This window comes from Nonomuraea sp. NPDC051298 (assembly GCF_055586305.1).
The window spans coordinates 945,179-957,523 of the sequence record NZ_JBVJIM010000002.1; the positions used below are offsets into that span (position 1 = coordinate 945,179).

At 70.8% G+C, this 12,345-nt stretch carries 12 protein-coding genes; 3 read left to right on the forward strand and 9 right to left on the reverse strand.

The genetic code is table 11. The features are described 5' to 3' along the window. Positions 1-51: 51 nt before the first annotated feature. Complete coding sequence (locus ACZ6S0_RS09620; protein ID WP_465915099.1) at positions 52-1,191, forward strand: exo-beta-N-acetylmuramidase NamZ family protein; 1,140 nt, start codon at positions 52-54, stop codon at positions 1,189-1,191. Here the strand turns inward: ACZ6S0_RS09620 and ACZ6S0_RS09625 are convergent. From ACZ6S0_RS09625 to ACZ6S0_RS09660, 8 genes are all read right to left on the reverse strand, one after another. After that, complete coding sequence (locus tag ACZ6S0_RS09625; protein ID WP_465915100.1) at positions 1,170-2,087, reverse strand: GNAT family N-acetyltransferase; 918 nt, start codon at positions 2,085-2,087, stop codon at positions 1,170-1,172. The genes ACZ6S0_RS09620 and ACZ6S0_RS09625 overlap by 22 nt on opposite strands. After that, positions 2,087-3,097: an ABC transporter ATP-binding protein gene (locus ACZ6S0_RS09630; protein ID WP_465915101.1), complete on the reverse strand. Its 1,011-nt coding sequence runs from the start codon at positions 3,095-3,097 to the stop codon at positions 2,087-2,089. The genes ACZ6S0_RS09625 and ACZ6S0_RS09630 overlap by 1 nt, the downstream gene beginning before the upstream one ends. Next, entirely contained in the window at positions 3,094-4,080 is a 987-nt protein-coding gene (locus tag ACZ6S0_RS09635) for an ABC transporter ATP-binding protein (protein WP_465915103.1), read from the reverse strand. Before ACZ6S0_RS09635 ends, ACZ6S0_RS09630 begins: the two co-directional genes overlap by 4 nt. Positions 4,081-4,083: 3 nt before the next feature. Then, the gene (locus tag ACZ6S0_RS09640) at positions 4,084-4,983 is read right to left on the reverse strand and encodes an ABC transporter permease (RefSeq protein ID WP_465915105.1); all 900 of its coding nucleotides are present in this window, start codon (positions 4,981-4,983) and stop codon (positions 4,084-4,086) included. Next, complete coding sequence (locus ACZ6S0_RS09645; protein WP_465915107.1) at positions 4,980-5,990, reverse strand: ABC transporter permease; 1,011 nt, start codon at positions 5,988-5,990, stop codon at positions 4,980-4,982. The genes ACZ6S0_RS09640 and ACZ6S0_RS09645 overlap by 4 nt, the downstream gene beginning before the upstream one ends. Before the next feature lie 11 nt (positions 5,991-6,001). After that, a complete protein-coding gene (locus tag ACZ6S0_RS09650; RefSeq protein ID WP_465915109.1) occupies positions 6,002-7,819 on the reverse strand; it encodes an ABC transporter substrate-binding protein in 1,818 nt (605 codons plus the stop codon). 145 nt (positions 7,820-7,964) lie between these two features. Further along, positions 7,965-8,930, reverse strand: a complete 966-nt coding sequence (locus ACZ6S0_RS09655) for a zinc-dependent alcohol dehydrogenase family protein (protein ID WP_465915112.1) — start codon at positions 8,928-8,930, stop codon at positions 7,965-7,967. A gap of 1 nt (position 8,931) precedes the next feature. Next, the gene (locus ACZ6S0_RS09660; protein ID WP_465915114.1) at positions 8,932-10,119 is read right to left on the reverse strand and encodes a M20 metallopeptidase family protein; all 1,188 of its coding nucleotides are present in this window, start codon (positions 10,117-10,119) and stop codon (positions 8,932-8,934) included. A gap of 61 nt (positions 10,120-10,180) precedes the next feature. Between ACZ6S0_RS09660 and ACZ6S0_RS09665 the strand changes: the two genes are divergently transcribed. Together ACZ6S0_RS09665 and ACZ6S0_RS09670 are read left to right on the forward strand one after the other, a co-directional pair. Next, positions 10,181-10,960, forward strand: a complete 780-nt coding sequence (locus ACZ6S0_RS09665) for an HAD-IIA family hydrolase (protein WP_425568488.1) — start codon at positions 10,181-10,183, stop codon at positions 10,958-10,960. 91 nt (positions 10,961-11,051) lie between these two features. Next, on the forward strand, positions 11,052-11,699 hold the full coding sequence (locus ACZ6S0_RS09670; protein ID WP_465915117.1) for a hypothetical protein: 648 nt from the start codon (positions 11,052-11,054) through the stop codon (positions 11,697-11,699). A gap of 19 nt (positions 11,700-11,718) precedes the next feature. Here the strand turns inward: ACZ6S0_RS09670 and ACZ6S0_RS09675 are convergent, their stop codons facing one another. Beyond that, positions 11,719-12,318: an NADPH-dependent FMN reductase gene (locus ACZ6S0_RS09675; protein ID WP_465915119.1), complete on the reverse strand. Its 600-nt coding sequence runs from the start codon at positions 12,316-12,318 to the stop codon at positions 11,719-11,721. Between the last annotated feature and the right edge of the window lie 27 nt (positions 12,319-12,345).

A 12,345-nucleotide genomic window follows, 5' to 3' on the forward strand; every position in this document is an offset into this window, starting at 1 on the left:
AATTTCCACCCTTTACTTCTCTCTTGTAAATATCTTTCAGACAATGGGTTCATGCAACCCGTACGAACAGGAGCCGAACGGCTGGCCGCGGATCCCCGCCTCGCCGGGGGCACCCGCCTCGGCCTGATCACCAACCCCACCGGAGTCCTGCCCGATCTGACCCCCACACCCGTCGCCCTGTCGGCCGCGGGACTGAAGCTGACCGCCCTTTTCGGGCCCGAGCACGGCATGCGCGGCACGGCGCAGGCCTCGGGCGGCGAGAGCGACGCCGTCGACGAGCGGACCGGCCTGCCCGTCTACGACACCTACCAGCTCTCCGGCGACGACCTGGACCGGGTCGTGGCCGCCTCCGGCGTGGACACGCTGGTCTTCGACATCGCCGACGTGGGCGCCCGGTTCTACACCTACGTCTGGACCATGTACGACCTGCTGGAGTCGGCCGCCCGGCTCGGGCTGCGGTTCGTCGTACTGGACCGCCCCAACCCGCTGGGCGGCGCCGTGGCCGAGGGGCCGGTGCTCGACCCGGCGTTCGCGAGCTTCGTGGGCCGCTTCCCGCTGCCGGTACGGCACGGCAGGACGGCGGGGGAGCTGGCCGAGCTGTTCGGGTTCGACCTGGACCTGACCGTGGTCAGGATGGAGGGCTGGCGGCGGGAGACGGCCTTCGCGGAGACCGGCCTGCCCTGGGTGATGCCGTCGGTCAACATGCCGACCCCGGACACCGCGCTGGTCTACCCCGGCACCGGCCTGTTCGAGGGGACGAACTTCTCCGAGGGACGCGGCACGACCCGGCCCTTCGAGCTGGTAGGGGCCCCGTACGTCGACGGGCGGTTCGCCCCGGCGCTGGCCGGGCTCGGCCTGCCGGGGGTGCGGTTCAGGGAGACGTGGTTCACGCCGACGTTCCACAAGCACGCCGGCACCCCCGTGCGCGGGGTGCAGCTCCACGTGCACGACCGCGACGCCTTCAGGCCCGTGCTGACCGGCCTGTCGATGCTGTACGTCGCCCGCGACCTCTACCCTGACGACCTGCGCTGGTGGGGCCCCGACCTGTTCCTGGACCACCTGTGGGGATCCGACTCCCTCACCAGGTGCCTGGAGGCCGGTGGGGACCCACGCGAGCTCTGCCCGCCGCCGGGACGTCCGGAGGGGCGGCTGCTCTACGGTACGGATCATCACGCCAGTTCGCGCCGGTAGAGCCAGAAGACGCGTTCGGCTCGCGCGCCCACGGCGCGCGAGTAGAACGCCAGCGGCCCCACCCATCCGATCTGGGACTCGGTCTGCCCGGCGTCCCGCTGCTCGGCCAGGCACCTGCGCAGCAGCACCCGGCCCAGGCCGAGCCCGCGGGCGCCGGGCGCGGTGCCCATCGGGCCGAACCAGGACGGCCGCGCCCCCCAGGCGGCGAACCCGAGGATCCGGCCGTCGCGCTCGGCGTAGTGCAGCCCGGTCGCGTTGACCGCCTCCCAGGCCCACCGGTCGTTCCAGTGCTCCTCGGCGAACGCGGCCACCCGCTCCCGGCCCGCACCGTCTCCTGGGCCGTCTCCAGCGCCGACTCCTGGGCCGACTCCTGGGCCAACTCCTGGCCCGGCCGCGCGCACGGTGACGCCGGCCTCGGCCAGCCGCGCCAGCTCGTCCTCGACGGACAGGTCCGCCTTCATGAGGTCGGCCGTCATGTTCCAGGCCACGTGGTACTGCTCGTACCCCAGGCTCTCGGCCAGGCAGGCGGCGGCGGTGTAGCGGACGTCGATGCCCGGCCAGCCGTAGCACGGCGGGTTCCCGGCGAAGTGGGCCTCCCTGGCCCCCTGCCCGCGCAGCCACTCCTCGGCCGCGCGCACCAGCGCCCGCCCGCGCCCCTCTCCCCGGGCGGACGGGTGCACGGCGAGCAGATCGACGTGCCCCGTGTCCGGATCCTTCTCGGACATCGAGGCCATCACCACGCCGCCGTCGGTGGCCAGCGCCGTCCAGCGCCGCCCGGCCGGGGGCCGCGACAGGCGCCCGACCAGGGCCGCCCCCTCCCCGGCGTCCAGCGTCAGCGCGGCCTCGGCCACGCGCGCCGCCTCGGCGGGCTCGGCGGCCCGTACGGCGTGGGACATCACACCTCGCTCATCGGGCGGGCGATCACGCTGCGGCGCTCGGGGTAGAAGCACGCGTGCTCCTGCGGCACGCCCTCGGTGATCTGGAGCAACGGCCGCTCCTCCGCGCACCGCTCGCCGCGGAACGGGCAGCGGCGGGCGAACAGGCAGCCGTCGTCGGACCGGCTCTCGTCCAGCGACTCCAGCGGCACCACGGGCTGCTCGCCCGGCCGCTCCAGCCCGTGCAGCACCGGGATCGCCGACAGCAGCGACTGCGTGTACGGGTGCACGGGGTCGGCGATGATCGTGTCCACCGCGCCGCGCTCGACGACCTGGCCGCGGTAGATGACGTACAGCTCGCCGTCGCCGCCGATGTAGCGGGCGGTGGCCACGTCGTGCGTGATGAACAGCACGCTCACCCCGAGGCGCTCGCGCAGGTCCTTCAGCAGCGACAGGATGCCCAGCCGGAGCGAGACGTCGATCATCGAGACGGCCTCGTCGGCGACCAGCATCTCCGGGTCCACGGTCAGCGCGCGGGCGATGACCACCCGCTGGCGCATGCCGCCGGAGAGCTGGTGCGGGTAGCGCGCCAGCACCGTGCCGGGGTCCAGGCCGACCAGCGACAGCACCTCGGCCGCCCGCTCGTCCACCCACGACCTCGGCCGTCCCGTCTGCCCGGCGCGCAGGGTCAGCGGCGCGTGCAGCGTCTGGTGGATGGTCCGCGTCGGGTTCAGGGCCGAGTACGGGTCCTGGTGGATCATCTGGATCTTGCGGAAGTGCGGCTGGCGCTGCTTGGGCTTGAGCGCGGACATGGAGACGCCGTCGATGGCGACCTCACCCTCGTCGTACGCCTCCAGCCCCGCGATGATCCGCCCCAGCGTGGTCTTCCCGCAGCCGGACTCCCCGATGAACGAGGCCGCCCCGCCCTTGGGGATGGCGAAGTCCACGCCCCGCAGCGCCCGCACCTCGCGGGCCCCGAGCACCTTGCCCCGCTGCTTGAAGGTCTTGACGACCCCGGTCCCGGTGATCATGCGTGCTCCTTCACGGTCACGGCGTGGCACGCCACGGTCCTGGGCCCGTACGCGACGGCTTCCGGGTCGACGTCGTCGCACACGTCCATGCGCAGCGCGCAGCGCTCCCTGAACACGCAGCCCCGCTTCGGCACGGTCGCCAGCGTCGGCGGGCGGCCGGGCAGCGCCTGGGCCTCGTCGATGTCGCCGACGAGGCGGGGGATGGCCCTGATCAGGCCCCGGGTGTAGGGGTGCTGGGGCGAGCCGAGCACCTCCCTGGTCGGGCCCTGCTCGACCAGGCGGCCGCCGTACATGACGGCCAGCCGGTCGGCGACCTCGGCCACCACGCCGATGTCGTGCGTGATGACCAGCGTGGTCAGGCCGCGCTCCGCGTGCACCTCGCGCACGATCTTCAGGATGTTGGCCTGGGTGATCATGTCGAGCGCGGTGGTGGGCTCGTCCAGCACCACCAGGTGGGCGTTGAGCACCAGCGCCAGCATGATGCCGACGCGCTGGCGCATGCCGCCGGACAGCTCGTGCTGGTGCGAGTCGAGCACGCGGGCGCCGTCGAGGCCCATCCTGGACAGCAGCTCCTTGGCCTCGCGCACCAGGCCCCGCAGGTCCTCCACGCCGTGCGAGCGGCCCAGGTCGAGCAGTTGCTTGCCGACCGTCTTGAGCGGGTTGAGGGAGTTCTGGGCGGCCTGGAAGACGTACCCGATGTGCCTGCCCCTGGCCTTGCGCAGCCGCTCGCCCGCCAGGCCCACCACGTCGCCCAGCCCGTCGATCTCGACGCTGCCCGCCGCGATCCTGCCGGGCGGCTGGACGGCGTTGAGCAGCGACAGGGCCAGCGTGGACTTGCCCGAGCCGGACTCGCCGACGATGCCGGTGATCGAGCCGGGCTCCAGCGTCAGCGTGACGTCCCTGACGGCGGGCAGCTCGCCCGCGGGGGTCTTGTAGACGACCGTGAGGCCGCCGATGCGCACTCCGGGCGCTTTCTCGCTCACCCTCTACTCCTCGCGCAGCCGGGGATTGAAGATCTCGTCCATGGCGTCCACCACGAGCACGATGGCCAGGGTCAGCAGCAGGATCGCCAGCAGCGGCCCGATGAGGAAGCCCAGCGCGCTCGGCACGGTGAGCGCTCCCGAGCGGAACACGGCCGTGTTGAGCATCTGGCCCCAGTTGTTCGACTCGTACGGCAGCACGCCCAGGAAGAAGAGCCCCACCTGCGCGTACACGCCACCGGTGATCGCGATGAGCATGTTCATCGCGATGTACGGCGCCATGCTCGGCAGCAGCTCCTTGCCCACGATGTGCGTGGTGGACAGCCCCAGCCCGCGCGCGGCCTCGATGAAGCCCCGCTCGCGCAGCGAGAGCGTCTGGGAGCGCACGGCCCTGGCCACGCCGCCCCAGCTCAGCAGCCCCAGCACCAGGCCCATCTGGACGGCGCTGCTGAACTTCCACACCGTGGACAGCACCAGCAGCAGCGGCAGGCCGGGGATGGTCAGCTTCATGTCCGTGATCCGCATGAGCACGGTGTCCCAGCGGCCCCGCTTGAAGCCGGAGAACAGCCCGACGGCGGTGCCCAGGACCACCGTGATGACCGCGGTCACCAGGGCGGCCAGCAGCACGTACCGCGAGCCGGTGACGACGAGAGCGATCACGTCGCGGCCCTGGTCGTCGGTGCCGAGCCAGTGCTCCCAGCTCGGCGGACTGATGATCTGCGTCGGGTCGAGCGGCAACTGCGCGGGGTAGAACATCGGCCCGAACAGGCCCATGAAGACGAACCCGGCCACGAGCACGGCACCCACCATGCGGCTGGGCTTGCGCTTCATCACCCGCCAGACGCCCGCCCAGAAGTTGCGCCGCATCGCGGCGCTCGTCGACGCGCTCTCCAGGAGCACGCTCATGACGACACCTCCTCCCCGCTGCGGACCCGCGGGTCGATCACGGAGTAGAACAGGTCGGCGAGGATGTTCGCCAGGATGGTGGCCACCGTGATGATCAGGAACGCCCCGCTCATCAGCGCGTAGTCACGCATGGTGATGCTGTCGATGAGCAGCAGGCCGAGCCCCGGATAGTTGAAGATCCGCTCGATGAACACCGCGCCGCCGAGCAGCAGGCCCAGCGACAGCGCGAGGATCGTGAACAGGGGCAGGATCGCGTTGCGGGCGATGTACCTGAAGACGATCGAGCGCTTCATCCCGCGCAGCTCCGCGGCCAGGATGAAGTCGTCGCCGAGCACCGTGACGACGCTCGACTTCATGGCCAGGATCCACCCGCCGTACGCGGCCAGCGCGTACGTCGCCACCGGCAGCACCGCGTGCTCGGCCAGCGAGCCGAGGTAGCCGGCGTTGAACCCGGGCTCGAACAGGATGTCCACCGGCCCGCCGTCGGGCAGGATCGGGATCAGCGTGGCGAAGATCGCGCCGAGCAGCAGGCCCAGCACGTACTGCGGCACGCCGTGCAGCAGGGATCCGGAGATGGCCAGGATGTCGCCCAGCTTGCCGGAGCGCTTGATGGCCGCGTAGACGCCCATCAGGATGCCGACCAGGAAGCTGAGCAGCGTGCCCGCCAGCACCGGTAGAACGGTCCACTTGGCGGCCTCGCCCAGCACCTGGGTGACGGGCGCGCCCGCGTGGGTGACCGACTGGCCGAGGTCGAAGCGGAACAGCCCCGACATGTACTGGACGTACTGCTCCCACAGCGAGCCCTTGGGCTGGAACCCGTACAGCACGCGCGTGGCCGCCTCGGCCGCCTGCTGGTCCATGCCCTGCTGGATCAGCTTCTGGACGTTGGCCGCCACCGGGTCGCCGGGAATGCTCCTGACGATGAAGAAGCTGATCGTGGCCACGACGAGGATCATGACGACCCCGCGGGCCAGGTGGCCCGCGAGTCGCCGTGCGATGACTACCATAGGCACTTTCTCTACTGCTTCGCCTTGATGAGACCGAGCTGCATCCAGACACCGGCGTTCAGGCGGAGCAGGTCGCTGTCCTGGGCCGGCCAGCCGGTGAAGCGGCTGGTGTTGGTGAACTGGGAGTTGACGTAGTCCCAGAGCTGGATGGCCGGCAGGTCCTGGTTGGCCGTCTTGGCGAGCTGCGCCATGATCGGCTTGGCCTCCTCGGGGGTGGCCGCGTTGAGCTTGGCGGTCAGCTCACCCGGGTTGATCTTGCCGACGCCCTCGACGTCGATCTCCTCCGCGCTGCCCATGAAGTTGCCGCCCTTGCCGGGGGCGTTGTGCGCCACCTTGCCCGCGACGTTGGACCAGCCGTTGGAGACGCCGTAGAGGCGCGCGAAGATGTCGTACGGCGCCGGGCCGAGCGCCATCAGCCACAGGCCGACGTCGTACTTGCCCGCCGCGATCTCCTCCTGGTAGACGGCGAAGTCGGCGACGGTCACGACCTCGGCGTCCACCCCGGCGGCGATGAGCTGGCTCTTGATGTTCTCCTCCGCCGAGATCCAGTCGGAGAACGGCGCGGGGGCGTACATGGTGAGCTTCCACGGCTTGCCGTCGGCCAGGGTCCACTTGCCGTCGGTCTTCTTCAGGCCGGCCGCCGTGAACTCCTCCTCCGCCTTGGCCACGTCGTGCTTGTACGGGTTGAGCGCGGCCAGCTCGGAGCCGATCCACTCCTGGGCGGGCTTCTGGTGCATACCGGAGGTCGTCACGGCCGGCGTGCCGCCCTCGGGCGAGGCCACCTTGGTCACCTGGTCGCGGTCGATCAGGTAGGCCAGGCCGCGCCGCACGTGCACGTTGTCGTACGGCTTCTTCGTCTGGTTGAACGCCATGCCGACGGCCACCGGCGAGAAGCCGGTGATGACGTTGGAGCCGGGCGCCTGCTTGATCCGGGTCATCACGTCGGTGGGCATGGCGGTGAAGCCGGCCTGGTCGAGCTTGCCGGCGCTCAGGTAGTTCCAGATCTGCTCGTTGCCGCTGAAGTTGAGGAACTTCACCTGGGCCGGCGCGACGTTGGCGGCGTTGTAGAAGTTCTTGTTCTTGACCAGCAGCGCCTCGCCCGGGTTCACCCGCTCCAGCGTGAACGGGCCGGCGGAGACGTCCTTCGGCGGCGCGAAGGCGAGCACCTTCTGGCCGATGGCGAGGATCTCCTCGCGGGCCTTGTCGGCGTCGCCGCCGGTGCCCCTGGCGGCCTTCAGCTTGTCCCAGAAGTCGGCCGGCAGCGTGCTGCTCCAGACGTGCGCGGGCACGACCCACGTGTCCATGATGCTGCGGCCGAACTTGGAGCTCGGGTTGGACATGTCCTGGGTGACCTTGACGGTCTTGGGGTCGACCACCGTGACGTCGGACGCCACGCCCGCCGCGCCCGGCGTCACCGCGAACGCGGTGCTGCCCTGGGTGGAGGCCAGGCCCAGCGAGAGCTGGACGTCGTCGGCCGTCACGGGCTTGCCGTCGGACCACTTGGCGTTCGGCTGGATGTGGATGGTGATCGACGAGTTGTCGGGCGCGATCTCCCAACTGGCGGCGATGCCCGGGTAGAACTGGTTCGGGTCGGTCACGTGGTTCTTGACCCACCCGAGCTTCATGGCGTTGTAGCCGAGGAAAGAGTTGCCCTTGGGCGCCCACGGGTTCGCGGGGCCGGTCGCATCGAGGCCGGGCTTGTTCACGTCGATCGTGGTGAACAACCCGCCGCCGGTCGAGCCGCCGGAATTGTTGGTGCTGCCGCCGCTGCACGCCGCTGTCGCGGTGGCCAGGCCCAGCAACGCCACTACCGCTGCCAGTCGCTTCATTTGCCGCTCCGGGGGATGTCTCTAGGGATTGACCGGACATTACGATCGCGCCACGCGAGCGTCAATAATCTCCAGTGGTTGTGAGGTTAATGTAACTTTCCTTCATCAGTGTACGGAGTGGAGCTAAGCGCCATCAAATTTTCGGTCAGCTTTGGAGCAGGACCGCGGCGCCGCTGAACCGGTCGGCCGCGAGATCGGCCAGCGCCCGGTCCGCCTCCTCGAAGGGGTAGGGCGTCGTCGTGACCCGCGGCGGATGCGCCAGCGCGAGCTCCAGGTAGGCCCGCCCGTCGGCCCTGGTGTTGGCCGTCACGCTGCGGAGCGTGCGCTCCTGGAAGAGATGCCGCTCGTAGTCGAGCGGCGGGATGTCGGTCAGGTGGATGCCTGCCACCGCCAGGGTACCTCCCCGGTCGAGTGCTTCCAGCGCGGGCGGCACCAGCGTGCCCACGGGCGCGAACAGGATGGCCGCGTCGAGCGGCTCGGGCGGCCGGTCTCCCGCCGAGGCCGCCCCCAGCTCCAGGGCCAGCTCCCGGGAGGCGGCCGACCTGCTGACCGCGTGCACGACCGCGCCCCGCGCGATCGCGGCCTGGGCGGTCAGGTGGGCCGAGGCGCCGAATCCGTAGATCCCCAGCTTCCCGCCCGGCGGCAGGTCGCAGCGCAGCAGCGCCCGGTAGCCGATGATCCCGGCGCACAGCAGCGGCGCCAGCCGCTCGGCCGGTACGTCGTCGGGCAGGGGATAGACGTAGTCGCGGGGTGCGGTGAGGTAGCCGGCGTACCCGCCGTCGGCGTCCCAGCCCGTGTAGGTGGAGCCGGCGCAGAGGTTCTCCATCCCCGCGCGGCAGTACTTGCACACGCCGCACGTGGAGCGGAGCCAGGCCACGCCGACCCGCTCACCCGTGCCCTCGACCCGCCCCACGACCTGGTGCCCGGGGGTGGTGCGGGGCCGCCGCGGCGCCAGGTCGCCCTCGGCCAGGTGCAGGTCCGTACGGCACACCCCGCACGCCTCCACCCGGATCAGGACCTCGCCGGGCCCCGGCTCCGGCACGTCCCGTTCGATCAGCGCCAGCGGCCGGGACGCCATCGGCCCCGGCCGCTCCACCACCCAGGCCCGCATGTCAGGACAGCCTGGAGTGGGCCAGAGAGGCGTACAGCGCGGCCCCGTCGGTCAGCACCGCGTCGTCGAAGACCGCCTCGGGCGAATGGTTGTACGGCGCCGTGGCCGGGTCGCGGCCGGGCGGGCAGGCCCCCAGGAAGACGAACGCCCCCGGCACGTTCTCCAGCACGTACGAGAAGTCCTCCGACCCCATGATCGGCTGCGGCGAGACGAAGTAGCGCCCAGGCCCGAACAGCTCGTCGGCCGTCTCGTGCACGAAGTCGACCTCGCCGCGGTCGTTGACCGTCACCGGGTAGCCCATCCCGAACGACGCCTCGACCTCCAGGCCGTGCGCCGCCGCGATGCCCCGCACGACCTCGGTGAGCCGCTTCTTGACCCGCTCCCTGTTGTCCTTGCTGAAGGTGCGCACCGTGGCGTCGAAGCGGGCCTCGTCGGGGATGATGTTGTCGGCCGTGCCGCCGTGGAAGCTGCCCACCGTCACCACGACCGGGTCGAACACGTCGAACGTCCTGGTCACCATCGTCTGCAGGGCCGTCACCATCTCGCAGCCCGCCTGGATCGGGTCGAGCGAGCGGTGCGGGCTCGACCCGTGCCCGCCACGCCCCTTCACCGTCACGTTGAACGTGTCGGCCGCTGCCATGATCGGCCCAGGCCGCGACGCGAACAGCCCCGGCGGCAACATCGCCGACACCACGTGCATGCCGTACGCCGCCACCGGCCGCTCGCCCGCCGCGTCGAGCACCCCCTCGGCGATCATGTGCTTGGCGCCCTCGTGGCCCTCCTCGCCCGGCTGGAACATGAAGATCACGTCACCGGCCAGCTCCTCCCGCCGCGCGCTCAGCAGGTGCGCCGCCCCCGCCAGCATCGCGGTGTGCAGGTCGTGCCCGCAGGCGTGCATCCGGCCTGGCGACTGGGAGACGTAGGGCAGGTCGTTCTTCTCGGTCACGGGCAGGGCGTCCATGTCGCCCCGCAGCAGCACCGCCGGTCCCGGGCGGCCGCCCCTCAGCACGGCGGTCACCGAGCTGAGGGCCTTGCCCGTGGTGATCTCCAGCGGCAGTCCCTCCAACGCCGCCAGCACCTTCTCCTGGGTGCGCGGCAGGTGCAGGCCGAGCTCCGGAGTGGTGTGCAAAGAGTGCCTGAGCTGGACGATCTCGTCTCGCATGTCCTGCGCGGATTCAGTGAACGACATGAAGAACATTGTTCACGCACCGGGCGGGAAGTCGATAAGGCGCGCTCGGTACGATGTGGGCGTGACTCAGCGCAAGCGGATCGACTCCTGGTTGTCCGACATGGACGGCGTTCTCGTCCACGAGGGGCGGCCGGTCCCCGGCGCCGACGAGTTCATCAAGCGGCTCAGCGAATCGGAGAAGAAGTTCCGGGTCCTGACCAACAACTCGATCTACACGCAACGCGACCTCTCGGTACGGCTGGCCGGCGCGGGCCTGGCCGTGCCCGCCGAGTCCATCTACACCTCCGCGCTGGCCACCGCCCAGTTCCTCGACGACCAGCGGCCTGGCGGGTCGGCGTACGTGATCGGCGAGTCCGGGCTCACGACGGCGCTGCACGAGGTCGGCTACGTGCTGACCGACCTCGACCCCGACTACGTGGTGCTCGGCGAGACCCGTACCTACAGCTTCACGCAGATCACCCGGGCCATCCGGCTCATCGAGGGCGGGGCCCGCTTCATCGCCACCAACCCCGACCCTGTCGGCCCCTCCACCGAGGGCTCGCTGCCCGCCTGCGGCGCGGTGGCGGCGCTCATCACCAAGGCCACCGGCGTGGCCCCCTACTTCGTCGGCAAGCCCAACCCCCGGATGATGCGCAGCGCGCTCAACGCGATCGAGGCGCACAGCGAGACCACGGCCATGATCGGCGACCGGATGGACACCGACATCGTGTCGGGGATGGAGGCGGGGCTGTTCACGATCCTCGTCCTCACGGGCGTCACCCAGCGCCACGAGATCGACCGCTTCCCCTATCGGCCCTCCCTGGTCGTCGACTCGGTCGCCGACCTCGTCGACCTGATCTGACCCGGGCCTGATCTGGCGGGGACCTGATCTCCGTGAGTCGGACGGCGATCCTGACGCCCGCTGACAGGTACGGCTGGCAGTCTCGACTGTCATGAACCGCCTTTACCTGGAGATCGGCCCGAAGAGGGTGTTCGCCTGCTCACTCGACTGGCCCGGGTGGTGCCGGGTCGGCAAGGGCGAGGAGGCGGCCGTCGAGCGGCTGCTGGACTACCTTCCCCGCTACCGCGTGGTCGCCGCCCGCGCCGGGCTGGAGTTCGCGCCGGGTGACCCCGAGGTGGTGGCCAGGGTGCCGGGGAGCGGGGTGACGGACTTCGGGGTGCCGGAGCGGGTGCCGGAACTCGACTGGGAGCCGCTGTCCGGCCCGGAGGCCGAGCGCTCGGTCGCGCTGGTGCGGGCGGCCTGGGCGCTGTTCGACGAGACGGCCGAGGTCTCGCCCGAGGAGCTGCGCAAGGGCCCGCGCGGGGGCGGGCGCGACCGTACGAAGATCGTGGACCACGTGACGGAGGCCGAGCGCTCGTACGCCAGGAGGGTGGGCGTGCGGCACAGGCCGTTCACGTCACGTGCGGACCGCGAGGCCATGCGCGCCGAGCTGGCCCAGGTGCTGTCCCGTCCGTGGGCGCCTCAAGAGACCGGGCGGGAGAGCCCGCCCCAGAAGGCGTCCTGGCCCCCGCGCTACGCGCTGCGCCGCATCGCCTGGCACGTACTCGACCACCTGTGGGAGATCGAGGACCGGCGTTAGAGTCGTGTTTGGCGGAAGATCAGAGGGAGAGCACGGATTCCATCATCCCGGCGGGGCAGAGCTGGCCGAGCACCGCGCGTACCTGGGCGCGCAGGTCCGGGGCGGCCAGGCGGCCGTTCTCGTCGAAGTAGGGGCAGGCGGGGGAGACCACCAGCTCGGCCCCCATTACGACCGCCCGCGCCTCGAGGAGCTGCTTGTTCAGCTCGGCCTGCGCCCACATGGCCCCGCAGGCCCGGGCGCTGGCGCTCATCACGGCCACGTGCTTGCCCGACAACCCGTCGCCCGCCGCCATCCAGTCCAGCACGTACGTCAGCTCGACCGGCAGCAGGCTGTGCTCGGGGGCCGTCAGCAGCACCGCGTCACCGTCGGCGACCAGCCCGACCAGCTCACGAGCCGGGGCCGGGGCGGGCCCTGGACGGTACGGCGTGATCGCGTCCAGTCCCCGCCATACTTCGAACTCCACGTCCCTCGGCAGCTCGCCGCCCGCTGCGTCCAACAATCTGGTGATAAATGATCCCACGTGCAGACTGGCGGCGATTCCGATGATTTTCACCCACTGCTCCAAAGAGGTCCCGAAGTTACCGAGAACCTGCCCGATGCCGTGGATGTCCAAGACCATACGCGAGTCAAGAGGCGCACAGTCTTT

What these genes read in the sequence shown, in the direction of transcription:
- ACZ6S0_RS09655 (WP_465915112.1), bottom strand. Translation starts at nt 8,930, where the DNA reads ATGCGGGCCTGGGTGGTGGAGCGGCCGGGGCCGATGGCGTCCCGGCCG.
- ACZ6S0_RS09630 (WP_465915101.1), bottom strand. Translation starts at nt 3,097, where the DNA reads ATGATCACCGGGACCGGGGTCGTCAAGACCTTCAAGCAGCGGGGCAAG.
- ACZ6S0_RS09620 (WP_465915099.1), top strand. Translation starts at nt 52, where the DNA reads ATGCAACCCGTACGAACAGGAGCCGAACGGCTGGCCGCGGATCCCCGC.
- ACZ6S0_RS09625 (WP_465915100.1), bottom strand. Translation starts at nt 2,087, where the DNA reads ATGTCCCACGCCGTACGGGCCGCCGAGCCCGCCGAGGCGGCGCGCGTG.
- ACZ6S0_RS09645 (WP_465915107.1), bottom strand. Translation starts at nt 5,990, where the DNA reads ATGGTAGTCATCGCACGGCGACTCGCGGGCCACCTGGCCCGCGGGGTC.
- ACZ6S0_RS09650 (WP_465915109.1), bottom strand. Translation starts at nt 7,819, where the DNA reads ATGAAGCGACTGGCAGCGGTAGTGGCGTTGCTGGGCCTGGCCACCGCG.
- ACZ6S0_RS09640 (WP_465915105.1), bottom strand. Translation starts at nt 4,983, where the DNA reads ATGAGCGTGCTCCTGGAGAGCGCGTCGACGAGCGCCGCGATGCGGCGC.
- ACZ6S0_RS09660 (WP_465915114.1), bottom strand. Translation starts at nt 10,119, where the DNA reads ATGTCGTTCACTGAATCCGCGCAGGACATGCGAGACGAGATCGTCCAG.
- ACZ6S0_RS09675 (WP_465915119.1), bottom strand. Translation starts at nt 12,318, where the DNA reads ATGGTCTTGGACATCCACGGCATCGGGCAGGTTCTCGGTAACTTCGGG.
- ACZ6S0_RS09670 (WP_465915117.1), top strand. Translation starts at nt 11,052, where the DNA reads ATGAACCGCCTTTACCTGGAGATCGGCCCGAAGAGGGTGTTCGCCTGC.